The organism is Burkholderia sp. ZZQ-2, from assembly GCF_050768715.1.
GTDB classification, from domain to species: domain Bacteria; phylum Pseudomonadota; class Gammaproteobacteria; order Burkholderiales; family Burkholderiaceae; genus Burkholderia; species Burkholderia cepacia.
Genome location: NZ_LDVA01000361.1, coordinates 12,906 through 37,671, shown reverse-complemented (window position 1 = coordinate 37,671; position 24,766 = coordinate 12,906). Strand labels below are relative to the sequence as shown.

The following is a 24,766-nucleotide window of genomic DNA, read 5'->3' as shown; positions in this document are numbered from 1 at the left end:
ACGGCGGACGATCGTCCGCGCAGCCGCCCGTCACGCCTGCGCGAAATGCGCGCGCAGATACTCGATGAAGACCTGCGTCTTCGCCGGCAGCAAGCGCGTTTCCGTCATCGCGTAGACCGGAACGGGCGCTCCCTCCCAATCGGGCAGCACGCGACGCAACCGGCCCGCGGCCACGTCGTCGGCCACGACTTCCGCCGGCATCTGGATGATGCCCGCCTCGTGCACGGCGAGTTGCCGGACCATGCCGACACTGTTCACGATGAAACGCCCGCCCACCGGCACCTCGATCTCCCGCGCGGCGTCGTGCAGCGTCCACGCATCGACGCGCTGCACGCTCAGGCACTGATGCCGCCGCAGGTCGTCCGGTTCGCGCGGCTCGCCCGCGCGCTCGAGATAGCGCGGCGACGCATACAGGTGATTGCGGAACGTCGCGAGCCGCCGCGCGACGAGTTGCGAATCGGCCGATTCGCCGATGCGGATCGCGACGTCGAACGGTTCGCTCACCAGGTCGACACGCCGCGACGTCAGTTCGAAATCGAACGTGAGCTTCGGATAGCGGTTCGCGAATTCGACGATCAGCGGCGCCAGGTAGACCACCGCGAAATCGACCGGAAACGACGCGCGCAGCACGCCCGACGGTTCGGCCAGCAACTCGCCGAGCTGCTCGTGCGCGAGCCGCGCTTCGTCGACGATGCGTTTGCAGCGCTCGAAATACAGTTGCCCGGCTTCCGTGAGCTCGATCCGGCGCGTCGTGCGATGCAGCAGCCGCAAGCCGATCGCCTTTTCGAGCGCGCCGATGCGCCGCGACAGCGTCGAATTCGGCATCCCCAGCGCGTCGGCCGCGCTGCGAAAGCCCTTCGCCTTCACGACCTCCACGAACAGCGCCATGTCGTTCAGCAGTTCCACGCCCACTGCTCCATCAATGGATCAATGTTATCCAAACTACCATATTTATCTCGAAAAAGAAGCAATGGATGATGTGTCCATGGCGGCGAGGCGCGCACGGTGCGCGGCCCGCGCCCGAGACGGCACCGCCCCGGTGCCGTTACCCGACCCTCGAGGAGCACGCATCATGGACGCATTGTTCACCCCGGCCCGTGTCGGCCGCTACACGCTGCAGAACCGCCTGGTCATGGCACCGATGACGCGCAGCCGCGCCGCGTTCGACGGCACGCCCGGCGCACTGGCCGCCGAGTACTACGCGCAGCGCGCGGATCTCGGCCTGATCGTCAGCGAAGGCACGCAGCCGTCGGACGACGGCCAGGGTTACCTGACGACGCCCGGCATCTACACCGATGCACACGTCGCCGGCTGGAAGGCGGTCAGCGAGCGCGTGCATGCGCGCGGCGCCCGCCTGTTCATCCAGCTGATGCACGTGGGGCGCATGTCGCATCCCGACAATACGCCGCATCATCGCCAGGGCGTCGCGCCTTCCGCGATCGCGCCGGGCGTGCCGATGTTCACGATGAAAGGGATGCAGGAGATTCCCGCGCCGCGCGCGCTGACGGCGGACGACGTGCGCGGCACCGTGAACGACTTCCGCTTCGCCGCGCGCCGCGCGATCGAGGCCGGCGCCGACGGCGTCGAGATCCACGGCGCAAACGGGTATCTGGTCCAGCAGTTCTTCGCGCCGAACGCGAACACGCGCAGCGACGCCTATGGCGGTTCAATCGAAAATCGTGCGCGCTTCGCGATCGAGGTTGCCGAGGCGATCGCCGACGAGATCGGCGCGGACCGCACCGCGATTCGCCTGTCGCCGGGCACCACGTTGTGGGGCATCGACGAAGGCGTGGAAGGGCCGGACCTGTATCGCTACCTGGCGACGCAGCTCGACCGGCTCGGCCTCGCGTACCTGCACGTGATGCACCAGGGCAACGAGCCGCTGCTCGCGGACCTGCGCGCACGCTGGAACGGCACGCTGATCGTGAACCGGCCGGGCCGCACGCGCGACGCGATCGGCACGGATGTCGCGACGGGTCTTGCCGATCTCGAAGCGTACGGCCAGATGGTGCTCGCAAATCCGGATTTCGTCACGCGGCTGAAGACGGGCGCACCGATGAACGACGCGCAGCGCGACACGTTCTTCGGCGGCGATGCGCGCGGGTATGTGGATTATCCGGCGTTGGACGGGGCGGCTGCGGCTTGACGCGATTACACGGGGCGATAGCTGCGACACGCCTGAACTGTTTCGCAGCTATCGCCGGTGAACCGCGCGATATCCGTCAAAGGCCGAACGTCTCATTGCTCGCCACCTGTCACGTTGAACGGAGCGATCCTGATGAGACTGTCGCAGGCATGGCTCGTAGAGGGCGGCATCACGATGCATTGACCGGGAAGGCCACCGCAAGCTGCTGGAGCGGGTCCGCAGCGGGTTGCCCAAAAGCGCTCGCGTGACAAGTGACGGGGGGAACGTCTCATTGTTCCGATATTTCAGGAATAAAGACGAGCGGCAACCACCAGCGGGCCATTGTTCCGATATTCCAGGAACAATGAGCAATCGCGTGGGCGGATTGCCTCTCCGCCCCGCCCCCTTCAAAGCTGCCCCGCCGCCCCCGTCCACCGCAAGTAATCCCCGCGCGTCCAGTCGAGCGACACGCCGACGCGCTTCGTACCCGGCCGGATCTTCGGCTTGTACACCGACAGCGTCAGCGACTCCAGCGCCGGCCATTCGCGGAACGACAGCACCGCGATGTCGGCGACGAGCGTCTCCAGCAGCCGCGTATGCGGCTTGTGCGACAGGAACGCGGCAAGTCGCGCGCAATAACCGTCGTAATCGATCCACTCGCCCTGCTCGCTCGGCTCGCAGCGATAGCCGAGCCGGGCATCGATCACGATCGGCTGCGGCGCTTCATGCTCGTGCGCATGAATGCCGATCCGCGCGGGCACCTTCAGTTCGTCGACGAACACGCTCCAGCCGTGCCCGCGCAGGCGCGGCGCGTCGATCGCCACGAACGGTTCGTCGAACGGCTTCATGATGCGAGCGGCGCGGCAGCGTCGAGCATGATCCGCACGAAATAGTCGGCGAAGCTGCGGCGCAGGACGATCTCGAACGCATCGTCGCCGGTCGGGACCAGCACGATCGACGTCTTGAAGTAGTGCGACTGCGCGCACTGGCCAGGCTTGAACACGCGCGGGTGGAGATCGAGCGGGCAGCCGCGTGCGAGCACGTCGCGCACACGTTCGCCGCTGATCTCGACGACGGTATAACCGCTGCCGACGTCGACGGCCGCCGCATACGAACCCTGCACGGCCTCCGCGAGCCGCGCCTCCAGCACGCCCGCCTGCACGGGCCCGTGCGAGCGCACGAGCCACTCGTCGGGGCCGAGCCACAGCACGTCGTACTCGGCGCCGCGGGCAACGGTGTTCGGCGCCGCCGGCGGCCGGCAGCCGACCACGCGCTCGAACGCGGCGACGAACGCCGGATCGCTCAACTCGCCGCGCACGTTCACGAGATCGAGGAACGGCCGCTCGCGCAGCGTGAATTTCTTCGATGCACGCGCCTGGTGCGGCTTCAGCACGTCGGCCGCGCCGACGAACGGCGATTCAAGCGTCACGCCGCCCGCGCCCGCCACCTGCGTCTGGTTTCTGGTTTCATTCCACATGCTGGCGCACCCCTTCGGTATCGTAGAAAACCGGGCTCGAGATCTTCGCGGTGATGCGCTTGCCGTTGGCCAGCGGAATCACGACGCTCTCGCCCATCTTGTTCAGGCCGCCCTTCACCACCGCGAGCGCGATCGAGCGCTTCAGGATGGGGCTGTAGTAGCTCGACGTCACGTGGCCGATCATCGGCGTCGGATCGACCGCCGACACCTGCGTGTCCTTCGCGACGATCTGCGCGCCTTCCGGCAGCACGAACTGTTCGTCCTCGGTCAGCAGGCCGACGAACTGCTTGCGGCCCTCCTTCGCGGTGTCCGAGCGCGCGAGCGAACGCTTGCCGAGGAAGTCCTTCGACTTCGCGACCAGCCCGCCCATCCCGAGGTCGTACGGCGTGACCGAGCCGTCGGTGTCCTGGCCGACGATGATGTAGCCCTTCTCCGCACGCAGCACGTGCATCGTTTCGGTGCCGTACGGCGTGATGTCGAACTCGGCACCGGCGGCCATCAGCGCTTCCCACACCGCGCGGCCCGCATTCGCCGGCACGTTCACTTCATAGGCCAGCTCGCCCGAGAAGCTGATCCGCATCACGCGCGCCTTCGCGCCGGCAACGGTGCCGTTCCGGTAGCTCATGAACGGGAACGCCTCGTTGCCGAAGTCGATGTCCTGGCACACCTTCTGCACGACCTTGCGGCTCTTCGGGCCGACCACCGCGAACGTCGCCCAGTGATCGGTGACGGACGACAGCCGCACCTTCATGTCGGGCCATTCGGTCTGCAGCCAGCGTTCGAGCCACGTGAGCACGCGCGCCGCGCCGCCCGTCGTGGTCGTCATCATGAAATGCTGGTCGGCGAGGCGCACCGTCACGCCGTCGTCGAACACCATCCCGTTTTCGTCGAGCATCAGCCCGTAGCGGCACTTGCCGACCTCGAGCTTGTTCCACGGGTTCGTGTACATCCAGTTCAGCAGCTTCACGGCATCCGGGCCCTGGATGTCGATCTTGCCGAGCGTCGATGCGTCGAGAATGCCGACGCTGTTGCGCACCGCCAGGCATTCGCGCTTCACGGCCGCATGGAGATCCTCGCCGTTCTTCGGGAAGTACCACGGCCGCTTCCAGTTGCCGACGTCCTCGAACAGCGCGCCGTGCTCGACGTGCCACTCGTGCACGCAGGTCTTGCGGATCGGGTCGAGGAAATCGCCGAGCTCGCGGCCCGCGAACGTACCGAACGAAACGGGCGTGTAGTTCGGGCGGAACGTGGTCGTGCCCGTTTCCGGAATCGACTTGCCCAGCGCCCCCGCGAGGATCGCCATCCCGTTGATGTTGCCGAGCTTGCCCTGGTCGGTGCCGAAGCCCATCGCCGTATAGCGCTTCACGTGCTCGACCGACTCGAAGCCTTCGCGCGCGGCAAGCAGGATGTCGGCGGCCGACACGTCGTTCTGGAAATCGACGAACTGCTTCGGCCCGCGCGCCGCGGCCTCGCGGCTGCCGACGAGCCACAGCGGCTGCAGTGCACCTTCGACGGTTTCCGCGACCTGCGGCGCGACCGGGCGCTGCTCGGCCGTGAAGCCCGCGGCCTTCGCCGCTTCCACGCCCGCATCGACCGCGAGCCGCAGCGCGCGCGCCAGGCCGAATTCTCCGGCCGCCGCGCCGATGCTCGCTTCCGCCTGCACGGGCTTGCCCGGCAGGAAGCACGCCTTCTCGTCGCTCCAGCACGCCTTGCCGCCCGACTGCGCGAACAGGTGCAGCACGGGGCTGAAGCCGCCCGACATCGCGACGAGGTCGCACGGCAGCGTCTGCAGCTTGCCGCCCACCTGGCCGTTCGTGCTGGACGCGACGTCGACCGACGATACGCGCCACTTGCCCGATGCGGCCGTCACGACGGCGCCGCTCAACACCGTCACGCCCTGCCGCTTCGCCGCGGCCGGCAGCGCGCCGTTCGACGATGCGCGCGAATCGACGACCGTCACCTTCGCGCCGCACGCCTTCAGGTCGAGCGCGGTCTGGTACGCACGATCGTTGTTCGTGAACACGACCGCGTTGCGGCCCGGCAGCACGCCGAAGCGATGCACGTAGGTGGACACCGCGCCGGCGAGCATCACGCCCGGCAGGTCGTTGTTGCCGAACACGATCGGACGCTCGTGCGCGCCGGTCGCGAGAATCACGCGCTTCGCGCGAACTTTCCACAGCAGCTCGCGCGTGCCCTTGCGCATCGACACGGGCAGGTGATCGGTCAGGCGCTGCGTGACCGTCACGAGGTTATGGTCCTGGTAGCCGAACGCGGTACTGCGCGACAGGATCGTCACGTCGGGCAGCTTGCGCAGCTCGGCCTCGATCTTCTCGACCCACTGCAGCGCGGGCTTTGCGTCGATTTCCGCCCGGCACGACAGCAGGCTGCCGCCGAGTTCGCGCTGGTCGTCGACGAGGATCACGCGCGCGCCGGCCGTGGCCGCCGCATGCGCGGCCGCGAGCCCCGACGGGCCGCCGCCCACGACGAGCACGTCGCAGTGCGCATAGCACTTGTCGTAGCGATCGGCGTCGAGCGCTTCCGGCGCCTTGCCGAGGCCGGCGGCTTCGCGGATCTTCTCTTCGTACTTCGGCCACATGTTGCGCGGCCACATGAAGGTCTTGTAGTAGAAGCCGGCCGGCAGGAAGCGCGACAGCTTCTGGTTGATCGCGTACTTGTCGTTCTCGAGCGTCGGCTCGGCGTTCACGCTCGACGCGACGAGCCCCTGGTACAGCTCGATCTCGGTCGCGCGCGCATTCGGCACCGTGTACGGGCCCGATTCGAGCTGCACGACCGCATTCGGTTCCGCGACGTCGGCCGTCACGATCCCGCGCGGGCGGTGGTACTTGAAGCTGCGCGCGACGAAGTGCACGCCGTTCGCGAGCAGCGCGGACGCGAGCGTGTCGCCCTGGAAGCCCTGATACGTGCGGCCGTTGAACGTGAACGTCAACGGAATCGCGCGATTGATGCGGCCACCGGTGCCGAGGCGGTCTTTCTGGCTCATTTGCTCGTGCCCTCTTCGTGTGCGTTGCCGGCAGCGTCGCCACCGAACTTTTCGTAGCCCTTGATATCGTAGGTCACCGTGTCGCGCGTGGCCTTGAACCAGCGGCGGCAGCCCTGCGCGTGCAGCCATTGCTCCTTGTGCAGCCCGCGCTTGTTCTCGCGCATGAACACGTATTCGCCCCATTCACGGTCGGTCATGTTCTCGTTGTTGACGGGGCGCACGATGTCGGCTTCACCGCCGCACGAGAACTCGGATTCGGCGCGCGGCCCGCACCACGGACATTCGATCAGCAACATGTTTTCTTCTCCTCGTTCAGTGCGCGACGGCGGCTGCGCCGTGCTCGTCGATCAGGTGGCCCGTGTAGAAGCGGTCGAGCGCGAACGGCGCGTTCAGCGGATGCGGTTCGTCGCGCGCGATCGTGTGCGCGAACACCCAGCCCGAGCCGGGCGTCGCCTTGAAGCCGCCGGTGCCCCAGCCGCAGTTGAAGTAGAGGCCCTTCACGTCGGTCTTGGTGATGATCGGGCACGCGTCCGGCGACACGTCGACGATGCCGCCCCACTGGCGGTTCATCCGCACGCGCGAGAACACCGGGAACATCTCGACGATCGCCTGCAGCGTGCTTTCGATGATGTGGAAGCTGCCGCGCTGGCCGAAGCCCGTGTACTGGTCGATACCCGCGCCGATCACGAGGTCGCCCTTGTCGGACTGGCTGATGTACGCGTGCACCGCGTTCGACATGATCACCGAGTTCACCACCGGCTTGATCGGCTCGGACACCAGCGCCTGCAGCGGGTGGCTTTCGATCGGCAGGCGCACGCCGGCCATGTCGGCGAGCGTCGTCGTGTTGCCGGCCGCGACCACCGCCACCTTCTTCGCCTTGATGAAGCCCTTCACCGTATCGACGCCGACCACCGCGCCGCCTTCGCGGCGAATGCCCGTCACCTGGCAGTTCTGGATGATGTCGACACCCGCGCGGTCCGCGCCGCGCGCGAAACCCCAGGCCACCGCGTCGTGACGCGCCACACCGGCGCGGCGCTGGATCGATGCGCCGAGCACCGGATAGCGGCTGTTCAGGTTGATGGTCGGCTCGATTTCCTTGATCTGCGCGGGCGTCAGGAATTCGGCGTCGACACCGTTCAGGCGGTTCGCATTCACGCGACGCTCGGTGTCACGCACGTCCTGCAGCGTGTGGGCCAGGTTCATCACGCCGCGCTGGCTGAACATCACGTTGTAGTTCAGGTCCTGCGACAGCCCTTCCCACAGCTTCATCGCCTTCTCGTACAGCGCGGCCGATTCGTCCCACAGATAGTTCGAGCGCACGATCGTCGTGTTGCGCGCGGTGTTGCCGCCTCCGATCCAGCCCTTCTCGAGGATCGCGACGTTCGTGATGCCGTGTTCCTTCGCGAGGTAGTAGGCGGTCGCGAGGCCGTGGCCGCCGCCGCCGACGATCACGACGTCGTATTCCTTCTTCGGCTCCGGGCTCTTCCACTGCTTTTCCCAGTTCTCGTGATACGAGAGACCGTTGCGGAACAGGCTGAATATCGAGTAGCGGCTCATGTTGTGGTCCTTCGTTAGCATTCGATGACGTTCACGGCCAGACCGCCGCGCGACGTTTCCTTGTATTTCGTCTTCATGTCGGCGCCCGTCTCGCGCATCGTCTTGATGACCGAGTCGAGCGAAACGTAGTGCTGGCCGTTGCCCTTGAGCGCCATGCGCGACGCGTTCAGCGCCTTGATCGCGCCCATCGCGTTGCGCTCGATGCACGGGATCTGCACGAGCCCGCCGACGGGGTCGCAGGTCATCCCGAGGTTGTGCTCCATGCCGATCTCGGCCGCGTTCTCGACCTGGTCGGGCGTGCCGCCCATCACCGCGGCCAGCGCCGCGGCCGCCATCGAGCACGCGACGCCCACTTCGCCCTGGCAGCCGACTTCCGCGCCGGAGATCGACGCGGTTTCCTTGTAGATGATCCCGATCGCCGCGGCCGTCATCAGGAATTCGACGATGCCGGCTTCGTTCGAGCCCGGCACGAACTTCACGTAGTAGTGCAGCACCGCGGGAATCACGCCGGCCGCGCCGTTGGTCGGCGCGGTGACGACACGGCCGCCCGCCGCGTTCTCCTCGTTGACGGCCATCGCATACAGGTTGACCCAGTCGAGCATCGACAGCGGGTCGCGCAGCGACTCTTCCGAACGCGCGCGCAGGCGGGCATTCAGCTCGGCCGCGCGGCGCTTCACGCGCATCGGGCCCGGCAGGTCGCCCTCGACCTTGCAGCCGCGTTCGACGCAGGCGGCCATCGTGCGCCAGATCGCGAGCAGCCCGGCGCGCACTTCGTCGGCGGGGCGCAGCGCGCATTCGTTGCGCATCATCAGCTCGGCGATCGACAGCCCGTGCTCGCGGCACTGGCGCATCAGGTCGTCGCCGGTGCGGAACGGATACGGCACCTCGACCGCCGCGCGCACGCCGTTCACGCGATCGCCGTCGCGGTTCACGACGAAGCCGCCGCCGACCGAGTAATACTCTTTCTCGACGAGCAGCTGGCCGTGTTCGTCGAAGGCCTGGAAGCGCATCCCGTTCGGGTGCACGATGCTCGTGCCGCTCATCAGCTTGCGATAGAAGCCGATGTGTTCCTTTTCGTCGAAGCGCACCGTCTGCTTGCCGAGCAGCGACAGCGATTTCTCCGCGCGGATCGCGGCCAGGCGCGGCTCGATCAGGTCGGGATCGATCGTGTCGGGCAGGTGGCCCTCGAGGCCGAGCAGCACGGCCTTGTCGGTGCCGTGGCCCTTGCCGGTCGCGCCGAGCGAGCCGTATAGTTCGACCCGCACGCGGCGCACGAAACCGAGCAGGTTCGCGTCCTCCACGTGCGACGCGAAGCGGCACGCGGCGATCATCGGGCCGACCGTGTGCGAACTGGACGGGCCGATGCCGATCTTGAACAGGTCGAACGCGCTGACGTTCATCTGGCTTCCTCTGGATGGGGACATACATCAAGTGACGTTGGGCACCAGTACATCAAAGCGTAAAATCGGCCGATAGAACAAAAACGGCATCGGCGTGGGATACCGCCGCCAAGCGCCGCGCCGGCGGGCCGGAAAGTGCGTTTTGGCGATGGTTCGCGACGGAAAACCACAAGTCGCGCCGGAGCCGATCGGCGACGCTGGCTGCATCCGCGTCGCCCGGCCGTGCCCGACTGCCGTACCCGCGTTACCCGTATCGACAGACTGAGTGAGACCGCCTGCCCGGCGTGAAGAGATTGGCCGCGATGACACCCGACGTACCCGCTTCCCCCCTCGCAGAACCCGCACCGCGACGCATCCGCTTCGGCATCGTGCTGCTGCCGAACTTCACGCTGACGGCCTTCTCGGGCTTCGTCGACATGCTCCGGCTGTCAGCGGACGACGGCGACTACAGCAAGCCCGTGCGCTGCGCATGGAGCGTGATCGGCGAGACCCTCGCGCCGGTGCGCGCGAGCTGCGGGATCCAGATCACGCCATGGGAAACCTTCGACGCGGCCGAGCCGTTCGACTACGTGGTGGTGGTCGGCGGGCTGCTGCATTCGGGGCCGCAGGCGGGCCCCGAGACGCTCGACTTCATCCGCCGCACGGCGGCCGGCGGCGCGACGGTCGTCGGGATCTGCACCGGCGTGTTCACGCTGATGCGCGCAGGCGTGCTCGACGGCTACCGCACCTGCGTGAGCTGGTTCCATTACTGGGATTTCATCGAGCGCTTTCCGGCCGCCGATCCCGACCTGCTGATCGCCGACCGGCTGTTCGTGATCGACCGGCGCCGCATCACCTGCTCGGGCGGCCGCGCGTCGATCGACGTCGCCGCCGCGATCCTGCTGCGCCATTTCGATCACGCGACCGTGCAGAAGGCGCTGCGCATCCTGCTGGTCGGCGAGATGCAGAAAGGGAATGCGCCGCAGCCGCATCCGCCGGGCCTCGAGCCGGCGACGCACCCGAAGGTCAAGCGCGCGATTCTCCTGATGGAACAGCATGTCGGGCGGGCGCTGTCGCTCGACGAGCTCGCGAACAAGCTCGACCTGTCGACGCGGCAGCTCGAACGGCTGTTCAAGGCGGAAACGGGCAAGAGCCCGCAGGCGTTCGCGAAACAGGTGCGGCTGCGCACGGCCGCGTGGCTGCTGACGAGTTCCGACCGCACGGTGGCCGATATCGCGTCGAGCTGCGGGTTCGCCGATGCGTCGCACCTCGGACGCGAGTTCCGCAAGCAGTTCGGCGTGCCGCCGGCGACTTATCGGGAGCGCGGCGGCGAAGTGGCGGAAGCCGGCGCGACGGCAGATGCGACGGACGACTCCGTCGAGGACATCGCCGACTGACGGCCAACGCACCTGCACTGCTCTTTCCCGCCCGGCTGACCCACCGCGAAGCGATAGTCGATCGCGCCGATTTCCCTTCAAATGGAACCGGTTTCAGTTGATTTGACCGACGTTGCCCTCCGTTGATCGAGGGTTATCCCGGATGCTTCATCGCGCTCAAATTTGTATGATGACCACATAACCTTACAAGCCAGAGCACCATGTTCGAGAAAATTCCCGCCCGCGCGATGAGCGACCATGTCGCGCAGCAACTGCTCAAGCAGATCGAAGTCGGCAGCTTCTCGGCCACCGGCAAGCTGCCGACGGAGGCCGTGCTCGCGCAGGAATTCGGCGTGAGCCGCACCGTGATCCGCGAGGCGATCTCGCGGCTGAAGAACGAAGGCGTGGTCGAGCCGCGCCAGGGCAGCGGCGTGTACGTGAACCAGCACGGCGCGATCCGGCCGCTGCGGATCGACTACGCGGAAGCGGTCGAGGCCACCTCGCTGCCGCACCTGCTCGCGGTGCGCCGCGCGATCGAGGCCGAGGTCGCGGCCGAAGCGGCCCTGCACCACACCGACGAGGACATGGCCGACATCGACGAGGCGCTGCGCAAGATCGACGATGCCGTGGCCGAAGGGCGCGACGGCGTCGCGGAAGACGTCGCGTTCCACCGCACGATCGCGGCCGTCACCGGCAACCCGTATTTCCTGAAGACGCTGCAGTTCCTGAACCAGTACCTCGAAGCCGGCGTGAAGGTCACGCGGCGCAACGAAGCGACGCGCGAGGACTTTTCGCGCCAGGTGCGCGAGGAACACGCGGCGATCGCCGACGCGATCCGCGCGCGCGACCCGATGGCCGCGCGCAACGCGGCACGCACGCACATGTACAACGCCGCCCGCCGTCTCGCGGAAGCCGGCATCTGCTGAAGCCGGCGGCCGCGGCCGTTACAGGCGCCGCCGCTGTCACGAACCTCTCCCGAATCGATCAAGGTTGACCATGTCACGAAATGTTGGAGTCATCGGCCTCGGCGCGATGGGCCTCGGCGTCGCCCGCTCGCTGCTGCGCGCCGGCCTGCGCGTGCACGCATGCGACGTGCGCGACACCGTGCTGCAGGCATTCGCCGCCGAAGGCGGCGTCGCCTGCGCGACGCCGGCCGAACTCGGCGCGCAGTGCGACGTCGTCGTCACGCTCGTCGTGAATGCCGCACAGACCGAAACGGTGCTGTTCGGCGAGCACGGCGCGGTCGCGGCGATGAAGCCGGGCGGCGTCGTGATCGCCAGCGCGACCGTCGCACCGGAATTCGCGGTGGCGCTCGGTGAACGCATCGAGGCCGCCGGCCTGCAGATGCTCGACGCGCCCGTGTCCGGCGGCGCCGCACGCGCGGCCTCCGGCGAGATGACGATGATGACGTCGGGCCCGGCCGCCGCGTACGCGGGCTGCGAGGACGTGCTCGCCGCGATCGCCGGCAAGGTCTATCGACTCGGCGATGCGCACGGCATCGGCTCGAAGGTGAAGATCATCAACCAGTTGCTGGCCGGCGTGCATATCGCAGCAGCAGCCGAGGCGATGGCGCTGGGCTTGCGCGAAGGCGTCGATGCCGACGCGCTGTACGACGTGATCACGCACAGCGCCGGCAATTCGTGGATGTTCGAGAACCGCGTGCCGCACATCCTGAACGGCGACTACACGCCGCTGTCGGCCGTCGACATCTTCGTGAAGGATCTCGGCCTCGTGCTCGATACCGCGCGCCGCAGCAAGTTCCCGCTGCCGCTGTCGGCCACCGCGCACCAGATGTTCATGAGCGCGTCGAGCGCCGGCCACGGCGGCGAGGACGATTCCGCCGTGATCAAGACCTTCCCCGGCATCACGCTGCCGCCCGCCCGCTGATTCGAACGACGTACCCGCCATGACCGCTCCCGTTTCCCGTCCCCTGCTCGGCTGCATCGCCGACGATTTCACCGGCGCGACCGATCTCGCGAACATGCTCGTGAAGAGCGGCATGCGCACCGTGCAGACGATCGGCGTGCCCGCCGACGGCGCCACGCTTGATGCGGATGCGATCGTCGTCGCGCTGAAGTCGCGCACGATCCCCGCGGCCGACGCCGTCGCGCAATCGCTCGCCGCCTACGCATGGCTGCGCGAGCAAGGCTGCCGGCAATTCTTCTTCAAGTACTGCTCGACGTTCGATTCGACCGACGCGGGCAACATCGGGCCCGTCGCCGATGCGCTGCTCGATGCGGCCGGCGGCGGCTTCACGATCGCGTGCCCGGCGTTCCCCGAGAACGGCCGCACGATCTATCGCGGCCACCTGTTCGTCGGCGACGTGCTGCTGAACGAATCGGGCATGGAAAACCATCCGCTCACGCCGATGAAGGACGCGAACCTCGTGCGCGTGCTGCAGCGGCAAACGAAGTCGCCCGTCGGCCTGATCCGCTACGACACGATCGCGCTGGGCGCGGCCGCCGTGCGCACACGGATCGACCAGTTGCGTGCGGAAGGCGCACGATTCGCGATCGCCGACGCGCTGTCGGACCGCGACCTCTACGTGCTCGGCGAAGCCTGCGCGGGCCTGCCGCTCGTCACCGGCGGCTCGGGCATCGCGCTCGGCCTGCCCGCGAATTTCCGCCGCGCGGAGCAACTGCCCGAGCGCGACAACGCGGCGTCGCTGCCGCGTATCGACGGCCTGTCGGCGGTGCTCGCCGGCAGCGCATCGAAGGCCACCAACGCGCAGGTCGCCGCATGGCGCGCCACGCGGCCGAGCTTCCGCATCGATCCGCTCGCGGCATCGCGCGGCGAACCCGTCGTCGACCAGGCACTCGCGTTCGCGCGCACGCACCTGCCGCAGCCCGTGCTGATCTACGCGACCGCGACGCCTGACGAAGTGAAGGCCGTACAACAAGCGCTCGGCGTCGACGCGGCCGGCCATCTCGTCGAAGCCACGCTCGCGGCGATCGCGCGCGGGCTGCGCGATCTCGGCGTGCGCAAGTTCGTCGTCGCCGGCGGCGAGACGTCCGGCGCGGTCGTGCAGGCGCTCGACGTGAAGTCGCTGCAGATCGGCGCGCAGATCGATCCGGGCGTGCCGGCGACGGCCACCATCGACGCGGCGCCGCTCGGCCTCGCGCTGAAGTCCGGCAACTTCGGCACCACGGACTTTTTCGACAAGGCGCTGCGCGCGCTGGACGGAGCCGCACGATGAGCGACGAAGCGAAACTGCGCGAGGAGATCTGCGTCGTCGGCGCCAGCCTGTACGCGCGCGGCCACGCGGTCGGGAGCGCCGGCAACATCAGCGCGCGGCTGCCCGACGGCTGGCTGATCACGCCGACCGACGCGTGCCTCGGCCGGCTCGACCCGAACGACATCGCGAAAGTCGGCCTCGACGGCCAGCCCGTATCGGGCGGCAAGCCGTCGAAGACGCTCGCACTGCATCGCGGCATCTACGCACGCAATGCCGAAGCGAACGGCGTCGTCCATACCCATTCGACGCACCTCGTCGCGCTGACGCTCGCGGGCGTATGGCGCGACACCGACGTGCTGCCGCCGATCACGCCGTACTACGTGATGAAGGTCGGCCACATTCCGCTGATCCGCTACCGCCGCCCCGGTGATCCGGGCGTCGCCGCGGAAGTCGCGGCGCTCGCCGACCAGGTGCGCGGCGTGCTGCTCGACCGCCTCGGCCCGGTGATGTGGGGGCCATCGGTGTCGCACGCGTCGTATGCGCTCGAAGAGCTCGAGGAAACGGCGCGGCTGTGGCTGATGACGAACCCGAAACCCGAATCGCTCGACGAAGCCGCGCTCGACGAATTGCGCGCCAGCTTCGGCGCGCGCTGGTAGCGACGTACCCCGCAACGATTCCCATGCCCGCCGTGTGCGCGGGCCCTTCCGTCAGCACACACAATGATCCGGCGGCGTACACGCCGTCGGCACACAACATCCTGGAGACGACGATGACTGCTCTCGACGCGGCCGCTGGCCGCTCGCCCGCCGCGCCCGCCCACGCCGCGGAACTCGACCGCACCTACAAGAAAGTGTTCTGGCGCATCGTGCCGTTCCTGATGCTCTGCTACGTGGTCGCGTATCTCGACCGCGTGAACGTCGGCTTCGCGAAGCTGCAGATGTCGCAGGATCTCGCGTTCAGCGAAACCGTGTTCGGGCTCGGCGCCGGCATCTTCTTTCTTGGCTACTTTCTGTTCGAACTGCCAAGCAACATGCTGATGCACCGCATCGGCGCACGCATCTGGATCGCGCGGATCATGATCACGTGGGGCCTGCTGTCCGGGCTGTTCGCATTCGTGCAGACGCCGACGCAGTTCTACGTGCTGCGCTTCCTGCTCGGCCTCGCGGAAGCCGGCTTCTATCCCGGCGTGATCCTGTATCTCACGTACTGGTTCCCGTCGCATCGCCGCGCGAAGATCATCGCGGTGTTCATGTCCGCGATTCCCGTGTCGGGCATCTTCGGCAACCCGCTGTCGGGCTGGATCATGGAACGCTTCCACGGCGGCTCGGGTTTCCACGGCTGGCAATGGATGTTCATGATCGAAGCCGTGCCGGCCGTGCTCGTCGGCATCGCGACGATCCTGTATCTCGACAACAGCATCCGCGGCGCGAAGTGGCTCGACGAACGCGAGAAACAACTGCTGGAGGACGAGATCGCCGCGCAGCCGCAGGAACAGCAGCAGCACGGCCACTCGCTGAAGGCCGTGTTCGCCGACCCGCGCATGTGGTGGATGTCGCTGATCTACTTCGCGTTCGTCACGGGCCAGTACGGCCTCACGTTCTGGATGCCGACGCTCGTGAAGTCGACCGGCATCACCGATACGCTGCAGATCGGCCTGCTGTCCGCGATCCCGTTCCTCGTCGCGATCGTCGTGATGAACCTGTTCGGCCACAGCGCGGACAAGCGCCGCGAACGCCGCTGGCACCTGATCGTGCCCGCGCTGATGGGCGCGGTCGGGTTTGCGGTCGCCGCGTCGTACTCGCACAATACGGCGGTGTCGATCGTGTTCCTGTCGCTCGCGGCGGGCGGCGTGCTGACCTGCGCACCGCTGTTCTGGTCGCTGCCGACCGCGTTCCTCGCGGGCTCCGCGGCCGCCGCCGGGATCGCGATCATCAACTCGGTCGGCAACCTCGCCGGGTTCGCGAGCCCGTACGTGATCGGCTACCTGAAGGACGTCACGCACAGCACGGCGTCCGGCATGTACGTGCTGGCCGCGATGCTCGTGATCGGCGCGATCGCCGTGTGGCTCACGCCCGCGAAACTCGTGAACCGCTGAACCGCCGAGTTGCCATTCGACGCGGGGCGACGTATGCCCCGCCCCATTCATTCACAGGACCCGCTGCCATGCCACGCTTCGCCGCCAACCTCTCGATGATGTACACCGAGCACGCGTTCCTCGAACGCTTCGCCGCTGCCGCCTACGACGGCTTCAAGGCCGTCGAGTACCTGTTCCCGTACGACTTCGCCGCCGAGGACATCCGCGCGCGCCTCGACGCGCACACCCTCGAACAGGCGCTGTTCAACGCGCCGCCCGGCGACTGGGCCGCGGGCGAACGCGGCACTGCATCGCTGCCGGGCCGCGAGGACGAGTTCCGGCGCGGCATCGACCAGGCGCTCGACTATGCACGCGTGCTCGGCAACCGGAAGCTGCACGTGATGGCCGGGATGGTGCCGCCGGGCGCCGACCGCGCGCGCCATCGCGACACCTACCTGTCGAACCTGCGCCACGCCGCGCAGGCCGCTGCCGCGCACGGCATCACGATCCTGATCGAGCCGATCAACCAGCGCGACATGCCCGGCTATTTCCTGAGCCGTCAGGACGACGCGCAGGCGATCCGCGCGGAAGTCGGCGCGCCGAACCTGAAGGTGCAGTTCGACTGCTACCACTGCCAGATCGTCGAAGGCGATCTCGCGACCAAGCTCCGGCGCGATTTCGCGGGCATCGGCCATATCCAGATCGCGGGCGTGCCCGACCGCCACGAGCCGGATCTCGGCGAACTCAACTACCCGTATCTGTTCGAGCTGATCGACACGCTCGGCTACGACGGCTGGATCGGTTGCGAGTACCGCCCGAAGGCCGGCACGTCGGAAGGGCTCGGCTGGCTCAGGGCCTGTTCCCGCTAATTCACGCATTCCTCGGAAGGTAACGAACATGAAAGTACTGATCACCGGCGGCGCCGGCTTTCTCGGCCAGCGTCTGGCGCGCAAGCTGCTCGAGCGCGGCGAACTGAGCGGCCCCGACGGCCGCAGCGAGAAGATCGACGAGCTGGTGCTGCTCGACGTCGTCGAAGGCAGCGATTTCGGCGATGCGCGCGTGACGTCGATCGTCGGCGACATCGCCGATCGCGCGGTGCTCGAACGCGCGATCGACACGCAAACCGGCGCGATCTTCCACCTCGCGGCAATCGTCAGCGGGCAGGCCGAGGCCGATTTCGATCTCGGCATGCGGATCAATCTCGACGCGTCGCGCGCGCTGCTCGAAGTGTGTCGCGCCCGTGGCCACCGGCCGCGCGTCGTGTTCACGAGCTCGGTCGCGGTGTATGGCGGCACGCTCCCCGACGTCGTGCAGGACGACACCGCGCTGAACCCGCAATCGTCGTACGGCGCCGAGAAGGCGATCGCCGAGCTGCTGCTGTGCGACTACGCGCGGCGCGGCTTCGTCGACGGCCGCGTGCTGCGGCTGCCGACGATCAGCGTGCGGCCGGGCCGCCCGAATGCGGCCGCGTCGTCGTTCGCGAGCGGCATCATCCGCGAGCCGCTGAACGGCGAGGAAAGCGTGTGCCCGGTGCCGGGTTCGACGCGGCTGTGGCTGCTGTCGCCGCGCGGCGCGATCGAAGCGCTCGTCGCGGGCTGCGAAATCGACAGCGCGAAGCTGGGCAACAAACGCGTGATCAATTTGCCCGGCCTGTCGGTATCGGTCGACGAAATGATCGCGGCGCTGCGCGAAGTCGCGGGCGACGAAGTCGTGAAGCTGATCCGCCATGTGCCCGACGAGCGCGTCGAGAAGATCGTCGGCAGCTGGCCGGGCCGCTGGGACACGTCGCGCGCGGAAGCCCTCGGATTGACGGGCGACACGTCGTTCGCGGACGTGATCCGCAGCCATCTCGCCGACGAACGGCGCTGATTCCCGCGCCGCCGGCCGCGCAGGCACGGCCTGCGTGGCCGCATCAATGCGGCCGGGCGGATTCCCCGATGGGCAACGACGCGCGTTTCGTTCCGCCCGGCCGGTTCGCCGAACCGGCCGCCCACTGCCACGCGAGCAGGCCCGGCAGATAGAACAGCAGGTCGCGCACGCGGCGGGCGCCGGCCAGGGCGAGACACGTCGGCGGATCGAACCCGAGGAGCCCGCCGATCAGCACGAACCCGCCCTCCTGCACGCCGAGGCCGCCCGGCATCAGGAACGCGATACTGCTCACGAGCTGGATCAGCGCCTCGATCGCGAGCGCCTGCGCGAAGGTCGGCTCCGCGCCGAGAAAGACCAGCGCGAGCCAGATTTCCAGCGCGTAGCCCACGAACTGCAGGGGCTGCCAGATCGCGAGGTAGCGCACGACGATGCCGGTCTTTCTCCAGATCATCCGGATCGACTGATCGGTACGCGCCGATTCGCCGACGAGCGCCACCACCTTCCCGCTCGTGACGCGGTTCAGCACGCGCATCGCGCGCTCGAACGGCCGCGCATGCTGCACCAGCGCGAACAGCAGCAGCACCGGCACCAGCGCGGCCATGCCGATCGCGAGATTCCCGGCCACCCGGGCGGCATCGGACGAGACGTGCCCGAGCACGTAGCCGATCGCGACCAGCGCGAACACCAGCTGGCTGATCAGCGTCAGCTGCATGTCGGCGACGAGGCTGGCCACGATCGTCGCCGGCCGCACGCCCGCCTGCCGCAGCAGGCCGAACGACACGATCTCGCCGCCGATGCGCGCGACCGGCAGCAGCCCGTTGATCGATTCGCGAATCCACACGAGTTTCAGCATCGTCGCGAACGACGGCCGGCGCGGGCCGCGGATCAGCATCCGCCAGTCCCACGCATTCGCGAGCATCGGCAGAAGGTGGGCCAGCGCCGCGAGCAGCAGCCCGGCGCCGGCAATCTGCAGGCGATGGAGGATGTCCAGCGGATGCTCGCGCCAGATCAGCCACACGGCGAGCGCCAGCCCGCCCAGCGCCGCTGCCTGCCCCGCGCGCCGAAGCCGCGCGTCGCTGCGCGTGACGTTCCGGGCGGCGTCGCCGCCGGGGTTCGTCTGCGTCGTCATGATTCGCTCGCCGCCGACAACCGCCCTTCCCGGTTCACGCGAAAGCGCGTGCCGCGCCACACGACATGCGACGAGAAGAAGCTCGACACGAACACGAAGAACTGCAGGAGATCGACGAACGGCAGCCAGATTGCGCCGCGCAGCCCCGCGCCGGTTGCACGGCTGGTTTTCAGCATCAGCAGCACCCGCGCGGCGAGCGCCGCGACCGCCAGCGCGCACGCGGCGGCCGTGCCGCCCGAGAACAGCAGCGCCAGCAGCGCGAGCGGCACCGGGTGCATCAGCACCGAGCCCGCATGACCGAGGCGGTCCGCTGCGCGAATCGTGCAGCTCCAGCGCAACTCGTGGGCGTACAGCCTTGAGAACGTCTCCTCGACGCACGCATGCCCGACGACGAACGACGGAATGACGACCTGCGCGCCCGCCTGCCGCACCGCTTCGCCCAGCGCGTGATCCTCGGCCAGGTGATGCGCGAATCGCGCGAGGCCGCCGATACGTTCGAGCGTCGCGCGCGTGATCGCAATCGTCTGGCCAAAGCAGGGCCGCGCACGCCCGATGCAGAGCCCGGTGATCACGCCCGGCAGGAAATGGTAGTTCGTCATCGCGACGGCGATCCTGGGCCAGAAACCCGGCGATGCGACACCGCGGTACACGCTCGTCACGATGCCGACATCCGGCTGCTGCAGCGCGCCGACGACCGCGCGCAGATAATCGCGCTCGACCAGCACGTCGCTGTCGGCGAGGCACAGCACCGCATACTCCGCGTGTTCGAGCATGTTCACGAGATTGCCGATCTTGCGGTTCGGCCCGTACAGCCGCGCATCGGCGACGACCTTGATGTTCGCGTCAGGGTAGCGTGCACGCAGCGTCTCGACGGCCGCGAGTGCCGCGTCGCCTGCATCGTGCACGCCGAACAGGTGCTGGACGGGGCCCGGATAATTCTGCACGAAGAAGCTTTCGAGATGCTGTACGAGCTGCCACTCGTCGCCGTGCAGCGGCTTCGCGACGGTGACGCCCGGATACTCGCGCGGCTGCGCCGCCGGCCTCGAAAAGAACCGCCCGACCAGCACGCTGGCCGCGACCGTATACGCAATACCCAGCAATACGCCCAGCCCGCAGACGATCGACATCGCGCCGGCCAGCGCGTGCAGCACATGCAGCAACACCATGCGATTCCCCAGTGGTGGCCCGGCGGGACCGTGGTGCGTCGGGGCGGGCACGCGCGAAGGCGGGCTCACCCGTGTGCGTAGCGGAACCGATTTCCGTTGAGCCGGATATGAAGGATGACCAGCCGACGGTACGCGCAATCGGATGACACGGCTACCGTGTGGCGATCGATTCCGGTCACGTGTACGAATCCGCAATCCAGCGCCGCTCTGAACGTCGCGCGGGCAAGCTTGCGGACCGAAAGGATCGCGGTGACGATCGCGACGACGGTCCACATGCGAAACGTCATCGTCGTGAAAAATGCCTCGGGTACGCGCAGCGCCAGCCATGAAACCAGCACGAAGCACTGGACGAACATGCCGGCCAGCGCGGCGATCAGCAGGTAGGCGCGCCATCGCTCGATCGTTGAGGGGGCCATGAGGAATGAATCTCCCGTACGGGCGACTCGCGTCGATCGGACATCGATCGGCAAGGTCGCGGATTGACGGGCAAGCCGGACAGGCGTGACCCGGTTCGGGATCAGGGGCAGCGGAAAATCCCCCTGGAAACGGTGTGGCCGATGGTAGCGGGATTGCCGCCGCCGAACCTTAAGCGTTCTTCAGAATCGGGAGAAGTTTGCTCCAGCACAATTACATTCCGTTGCGCGGCAGGCGCGTCGCGCTCGTACAATCGCAGGCATCCTGCCCCCGAATCGACCATGCGACTCCTCCTTGTTGAAGACGACGACCTGATCGGCAGCGGTCTCGAGATCAGCCTGACCCAGGCGGGCTATCACGTCGACTGGTTGCGCGACGGTCACGCAGCGGCAGCCGCCCTCGCGACGACGCGCTTCGCGCTCGTCGTGCTCGATCTCGGCCTGCCCGGGAAATCGGGCACCGAGCTGCTGCGCGCGTTGCGCGATGCGGGCGACACCGTCCCCGTGCTGGTCCTGACCGCGCGCGGCACCGTGGCCGACCGCGTCCGCGGCCTCGACGACGGCGCCGACGACTATCTCGCGAAACCGTTCGAACTGACCGAAGTGCTCGCCCGCTGCCGTGCGCTCGTGCGCCGCTCGCAGGGCCGCGCCGGCGACGAGATCGTGTGGCGCGACATCACGATCGACCTGACCGCCCACACGGTGACACGCGATGCGTCGCGCATCGCGCTCACGTCGCGCGAGTGGGCCATCCTGGTTCAGCTGGTCAGCCACCCGGGCGCGCCGCAGTCGCGCTCGCGCCTCGAGGACACCCTGTACGGCTGGCAGGAAGGTATCGAAAGCAATGCGATCGAGGTGCATGTGTCGAACCTGCGCAAGAAGCTCGGCGCGGAACTGATCCGCACCGTTCGAGGCGTCGGCTACGTCGTCGATCTCGCATGACGTCCCGCTCGATACGGCGCCGCGTTTCGTTGATGGCGCTCGGCTGCGTGACGGTCGTGTGGCTCGCCGCCGTGTTCGGCAGCTTCCGGTACGCGACGCGCGAGATCGGCGAATGGGAAGACGCCCGCCTCGTCGAATATGCATCGCTGCTGGTCAATCTCTCGCCTGCCGACCTCGGCCGCCTCGCCCGTGTGCCGCCGGACGCGCGTGTCGAACTGGATCGCCGCGGCTCGAAACCCGTCCCCGAAACCGACGGCGATCGCCTTCCGCGCGACGTGCTGTTCGAGGTGCGCGACACACGGGGCCAGGTCGTCGCGTCGAGCCTCCCGGCCGGCGCCGCCGGCCTGCCCGACGCGCACGACTCGCGCGGTCTTCCTGAAACGATCGTCATCCGCGACGCGTCATGGCGTACGCACACGCTGCGCGACGACGCGTCGGGGCGCTGGATCCGCGTGATGGAAATCGCGAACACGCGCAGCGACCTGGCGACCGGCACCGCGCGCGGCATCGTCCTGCCGTTGATCGTCGCGCTCCCGGTGCTGGCGCTGCTCCTCTGGTACCTGATCGGACGCGGTCTCGCGCCGTTGAAGACGCTGTCGACGCTGATCGGCGCGCGCGACGCGCGATCGCTCGAACCGCTCGGCATCGCGGCCGTGCCGGACGAAGTGCGCCCGCTGGTCGACGCGATCGACCGCCTGCTGGCCCGGCTGCGGCAATCGATCGTGCGCGAGCGCGCGTTCACGTCCGACGCCGCGCACGAGCTCAAGACACCGCTTGCCGCGATCAAGGTCCAGGCCCAAGTAGCCATCGCGACCGACGATCCGGCACTCCAGCGGCTCGCGATGCAGCGGGTCGTTCAAGGCGTCGACCGCAGTGCGCGTCTCGCCGAGCAGTTGCTGCTGCTCGCGCGGCTCGACGAATACGAACGCATTCCGACACGCGCGCTCGCCGTTCGCGAACTCGTCGACGCTGCCCTCGACCGCCATCTCGCGAAGGCGTCGGACAAGGCCATCGACCTCGTGGCCGGCCCCGTCTCCGGACGCGCGATCGACGCCGATCCGATCCTGATCGGCATCCTGCTCGACAACCTCGTCGACAACGCCGTGAAGTACGGCCGCCCGGGCGGCCGCATCGAGCTCGGCGTGCGCGACGACGGCGCACTGCAATGCATCGTCGTTCGCGACGACGGGCCCGGCGTCGCCCCCGGCGAGTACGAGCGGCTCGGCGACCGCTTCTATCGCGGCAGCGGCGCGCAGTCGCCCGGCAGCGGGCTCGGGTTGTCGATCGTCACGCGCATCGCGCAATACCTGGGCGGCACCGTGCAGTTCGGGCCCGGCATCGGCGGCCAGGGCCTCGGCGTCACGGTTGCACTGCCGTCGGCGGACGCGGGCGAAGCGCGGCCGGCAGGCTCACCCGACGACCGATCACCGCATGAGATGCCGCGTGCTTAACGTTTCGTTAAGCATGCGGTCGTAGAATCCACCCGTCCAATACCGTCCCCGTCGTACGCAGGAGCCTTCATGTCCACACCCGCCCGTTATGACACCGTTGCGCGTTTTCTTCACTGGCTGATCGTCGCGCTGATCGTCGCCCAATATGCGATCGGCTGGACGATGCCCGACGTGCATCGCGATACGCAACCCGTCGGCCTGATCGCCGCGCACCTGATCGTGGGCACCGCACTGCTCGCCGCGATGGCCTGCCGCGTGCTGTGGCGCGCGACGCATCGCCCGCCGGCGAACGACCTGTCTCCCGCAATGCGTGCGCTGTCGGGCGTCACGCATTTCGCGCTCTACGCGCTGCTGATCGCCGTGCCGCTGCTCGGCTGGATCAACGCATCGTCGCGGGCGTGGGGCGTGACGCTGCTCGGGATCGTGCCGCTGCCCGCGCTGTCAGCGGCCGGTTCCGGATTCGGCCATGCGATGGGCGATGTGCACGGCATCCTCGCCTGGGTGCTGTTCGCCGGCATTTGCCTGCACGTCGCAGCGGCGCTGGCGCACCGCTTCGTGCTGCGCGATCAGATCCTGCAGCGCATGATGCCCTGGTGATCGCGCGATCGGCAGCACGGCATGCCATCGCGCGCATGAACCGGCCTGCCGCCAGCGCCGCACCCGTCGTCGCCCCGGCTCATCGCGCGATCGGCCGGCCTGACCATCGCGCGCCGCCGGCCAGATGATCGCGGCGCCGAGCGAAGCGGCGCGCGATGACGGGCACGGCGGCCGGTGTCCTTCCACCGCGTCGGGCGGCACGAACGGCTGCCGGACGGCCGTGCCGCGAACACGACGGCCTGAAGTCGCACAAGACCATATCGACACCTAGTTGCTGTCCTGCGCCGGCATACCGGCCGCCGGTGCATGCGCGCCGGCAGCCGCCATCCGGGCCCGGTCCTGATCGGCAAGCTTCGCTTGCGCCGCCTGGAGGTCCGCCGGATACTCGCCGTCGTCCCCTTTCGCCGGGTCGTACCCGGCTGCTTCCAGGCGCATCAATTCGTCGCGAACCTGCGCGCGCGTCAGCGGCGCGGCCGATTGCGCGAAGGCCGACTGACCGACGATCGCCGCGATCATCATCAGTACTGCGATATATGCTTTCATCATGAGCTCCTTCAATGTTCCGTATCGATCAACCTGGGTGAATGCCTGCCCTGCGAACGCGGGCGGCTGCGTCAGCTGCCGAAATAGATCGTGCAGAAACTCGCCGGGCCGACGCATGCGGCGGAACGCTGGCGCGGCGCCATCGTCGCCGGCTTGCCTGCATCGGACGAGGCGGCCGGCTCGCTGCCGACTGCCGTGCCGGCCTGGCGCTGCGGCATCCGTTCGACCTGCTGCCGGAACAGCGGGCTCACGTCCGGATACGACGTATCGGTCACGAAGCGCAGCCCCTGGTTCTCGGCATCGATCAGTTGCTGCCTGACCTGCGCGCGCGTCAGTGCCTGCGCCGATGCGGGCGCCGCGACACCCGCGAAAGAAATCGCCGCCACGGCGGCGGCCACCAGCCAATGCTTGTTCATGTTCCACTCCTCGAGAAGTCAACGAGACGACGTGCTACACCCGTATGACGACGGAGCGTGTGCATTTATTCCCGCA

At 68.0% G+C, this 24,766-nt stretch carries 23 protein-coding genes and 1 pseudogene; 12 read left to right on the top strand and 12 right to left on the bottom strand.

Annotation, left to right across the window (positions count from 1 at the left end; translation table 11 throughout):
- Positions 1 to 30: 30 nt before the first annotated feature.
- A complete protein-coding gene (locus ABY44_RS35810) occupies positions 31 to 906 on the bottom strand; it encodes a LysR family transcriptional regulator (protein ID WP_021156325.1) in 876 nt (291 codons plus the stop codon).
- Positions 907 to 1,072: 166 nt separating this feature from the next.
- Here ABY44_RS35810 and ABY44_RS35805 point away from each other — a divergent pair, with 166 nt between their 5' ends.
- Positions 1,073 to 2,146 (top strand): alkene reductase, encoded by a 1,074-nt coding sequence (locus ABY44_RS35805; protein ID WP_060174275.1) that lies wholly within the window; start codon positions 1,073 to 1,075, stop codon positions 2,144 to 2,146.
- A 386-nt stretch (positions 2,147 to 2,532) separates the two neighbouring features.
- On the opposite strand, the gene ABY44_RS35800 is transcribed toward ABY44_RS35805, so the two are convergent.
- Genes ABY44_RS35800 through ABY44_RS35775 form a run of 6 tightly spaced genes read right to left on the bottom strand, consistent with a single transcriptional unit; the run spans position 2,533 to position 9,560 of the window.
- Positions 2,533 to 2,973, bottom strand: a complete 441-nt coding sequence (locus tag ABY44_RS35800; protein WP_027790632.1) for a dihydroneopterin aldolase — start codon at positions 2,971 to 2,973, stop codon at positions 2,533 to 2,535.
- Positions 2,970 to 3,602, bottom strand: coding sequence for a sarcosine oxidase subunit gamma (locus ABY44_RS35795; RefSeq protein ID WP_059622413.1), 633 nt, complete (start codon positions 3,600 to 3,602; stop codon positions 2,970 to 2,972). Before ABY44_RS35795 ends, ABY44_RS35800 begins: the two co-directional genes overlap by 4 nt.
- Complete coding sequence (locus ABY44_RS35790) at positions 3,592 to 6,603, bottom strand: sarcosine oxidase subunit alpha family protein (protein WP_027790630.1); 3,012 nt, start codon at positions 6,601 to 6,603, stop codon at positions 3,592 to 3,594. Before ABY44_RS35790 ends, ABY44_RS35795 begins: the two co-directional genes overlap by 11 nt.
- Entirely contained in the window at positions 6,600 to 6,899 is a 300-nt protein-coding gene (locus ABY44_RS35785) for a sarcosine oxidase subunit delta (RefSeq protein WP_027790629.1), read from the bottom strand. The genes ABY44_RS35790 and ABY44_RS35785 overlap by 4 nt, the downstream gene beginning before the upstream one ends.
- A 16-nt stretch (positions 6,900 to 6,915) precedes the next feature.
- The gene (locus ABY44_RS35780; protein ID WP_006480591.1) at positions 6,916 to 8,160 is read right to left on the bottom strand and encodes a sarcosine oxidase subunit beta family protein; all 1,245 of its coding nucleotides are present in this window, start codon (positions 8,158 to 8,160) and stop codon (positions 6,916 to 6,918) included.
- 14 nt (positions 8,161 to 8,174) lie between these two features.
- A complete protein-coding gene (locus ABY44_RS35775; RefSeq protein WP_027790628.1) occupies positions 8,175 to 9,560 on the bottom strand; it encodes an L-serine ammonia-lyase in 1,386 nt (461 codons plus the stop codon).
- A gap of 302 nt (positions 9,561 to 9,862) precedes the next feature.
- On the opposite strand from ABY44_RS35775, the gene ABY44_RS35770 reads away from it, so the two are divergent.
- The 8 genes and pseudogenes from ABY44_RS35770 (at position 9,863) to denD (ending at position 18,033) form a co-directional block, all read left to right on the top strand.
- Positions 9,863 to 10,936 (top strand): GlxA family transcriptional regulator, encoded by a 1,074-nt coding sequence (locus ABY44_RS35770; RefSeq protein WP_060174292.1) that lies wholly within the window; start codon positions 9,863 to 9,865, stop codon positions 10,934 to 10,936.
- Between the two features lie 200 nt (positions 10,937 to 11,136).
- Positions 11,137 to 11,841, top strand: a complete 705-nt coding sequence (locus ABY44_RS35765) for a FadR/GntR family transcriptional regulator (protein WP_027790626.1) — start codon at positions 11,137 to 11,139, stop codon at positions 11,839 to 11,841.
- A 58-nt stretch (positions 11,842 to 11,899) separates the two neighbouring features.
- Positions 11,900 to 12,802: pseudogene (ltnD, locus tag ABY44_RS35760) on the top strand (L-threonate dehydrogenase); the annotation flags it as partial.
- Positions 12,803 to 12,821: 19 nt separating this feature from the next.
- Positions 12,822 to 14,111: a 3-oxo-tetronate kinase gene (gene otnK / locus ABY44_RS35755; protein WP_059682301.1), complete on the top strand. Its 1,290-nt coding sequence runs from the start codon at positions 12,822 to 12,824 to the stop codon at positions 14,109 to 14,111.
- A complete protein-coding gene (locus ABY44_RS35750) occupies positions 14,108 to 14,746 on the top strand; it encodes an aldolase (protein WP_060174276.1) in 639 nt (212 codons plus the stop codon). The genes otnK and ABY44_RS35750 overlap by 4 nt, the downstream gene beginning before the upstream one ends.
- A gap of 113 nt (positions 14,747 to 14,859) precedes the next feature.
- A complete protein-coding gene (locus tag ABY44_RS35745) occupies positions 14,860 to 16,185 on the top strand; it encodes an MFS transporter (RefSeq protein ID WP_042972687.1) in 1,326 nt (441 codons plus the stop codon).
- Between the two features lie 68 nt (positions 16,186 to 16,253).
- Entirely contained in the window at positions 16,254 to 17,033 is a 780-nt protein-coding gene (otnI, locus tag ABY44_RS35740) for a 2-oxo-tetronate isomerase (RefSeq protein WP_027790622.1), read from the top strand.
- A 28-nt stretch (positions 17,034 to 17,061) separates the two neighbouring features.
- Positions 17,062 to 18,033, top strand: a complete 972-nt coding sequence (gene denD, locus ABY44_RS35735; protein ID WP_060082558.1) for a D-erythronate dehydrogenase — start codon at positions 17,062 to 17,064, stop codon at positions 18,031 to 18,033.
- A gap of 43 nt (positions 18,034 to 18,076) precedes the next feature.
- Here the strand turns inward: denD and ABY44_RS35730 are convergent, their stop codons facing one another.
- The 3 genes from ABY44_RS35730 to ABY44_RS35720 form a co-directional block, all read right to left on the bottom strand.
- The gene (locus ABY44_RS35730; RefSeq protein WP_060067841.1) at positions 18,077 to 19,162 is read right to left on the bottom strand and encodes a lysylphosphatidylglycerol synthase domain-containing protein; all 1,086 of its coding nucleotides are present in this window, start codon (positions 19,160 to 19,162) and stop codon (positions 18,077 to 18,079) included.
- Positions 19,159 to 20,328 carry a bacteriohopanetetrol glucosamine biosynthesis glycosyltransferase HpnI gene (hpnI, locus tag ABY44_RS35725; RefSeq protein ID WP_081072705.1) on the bottom strand — a complete coding sequence of 390 codons (1,170 nt, stop codon included), beginning with the start codon at positions 20,326 to 20,328 and terminating at the stop codon, positions 19,159 to 19,161. The genes ABY44_RS35730 and hpnI overlap by 4 nt, the downstream gene beginning before the upstream one ends.
- A gap of 65 nt (positions 20,329 to 20,393) precedes the next feature.
- Positions 20,394 to 20,798 carry a hypothetical protein gene (locus tag ABY44_RS35720; protein ID WP_155637994.1) on the bottom strand — a complete coding sequence of 135 codons (405 nt, stop codon included), beginning with the start codon at positions 20,796 to 20,798 and terminating at the stop codon, positions 20,394 to 20,396.
- A 225-nt stretch (positions 20,799 to 21,023) separates the two neighbouring features.
- Here ABY44_RS35720 and ABY44_RS35715 point away from each other — a divergent pair, with 225 nt between their 5' ends.
- From ABY44_RS35715 to ABY44_RS35705, 3 genes are all read left to right on the top strand, one after another.
- Positions 21,024 to 21,683, top strand: coding sequence for a response regulator (locus ABY44_RS35715; protein WP_021156343.1), 660 nt, complete (start codon positions 21,024 to 21,026; stop codon positions 21,681 to 21,683).
- A complete protein-coding gene (locus ABY44_RS35710; RefSeq protein WP_060174278.1) occupies positions 21,680 to 23,134 on the top strand; it encodes an ATP-binding protein in 1,455 nt (484 codons plus the stop codon). Before ABY44_RS35715 ends, ABY44_RS35710 begins: the two co-directional genes overlap by 4 nt.
- Before the next feature lie 69 nt (positions 23,135 to 23,203).
- Positions 23,204 to 23,731, top strand: a complete 528-nt coding sequence (locus tag ABY44_RS35705) for a cytochrome b (protein ID WP_060174279.1) — start codon at positions 23,204 to 23,206, stop codon at positions 23,729 to 23,731.
- Between the two features lie 267 nt (positions 23,732 to 23,998).
- Here the strand turns inward: ABY44_RS35705 and ABY44_RS35700 are convergent, their stop codons facing one another.
- The gene (locus ABY44_RS35700) at positions 23,999 to 24,274 is read right to left on the bottom strand and encodes a DUF4148 domain-containing protein (protein WP_060174294.1); all 276 of its coding nucleotides are present in this window, start codon (positions 24,272 to 24,274) and stop codon (positions 23,999 to 24,001) included.
- A 71-nt stretch (positions 24,275 to 24,345) separates the two neighbouring features.
- Complete coding sequence (locus ABY44_RS35695; protein WP_060174280.1) at positions 24,346 to 24,690, bottom strand: DUF4148 domain-containing protein; 345 nt, start codon at positions 24,688 to 24,690, stop codon at positions 24,346 to 24,348.
- Positions 24,691 to 24,766 lie beyond the last annotated feature (76 nt).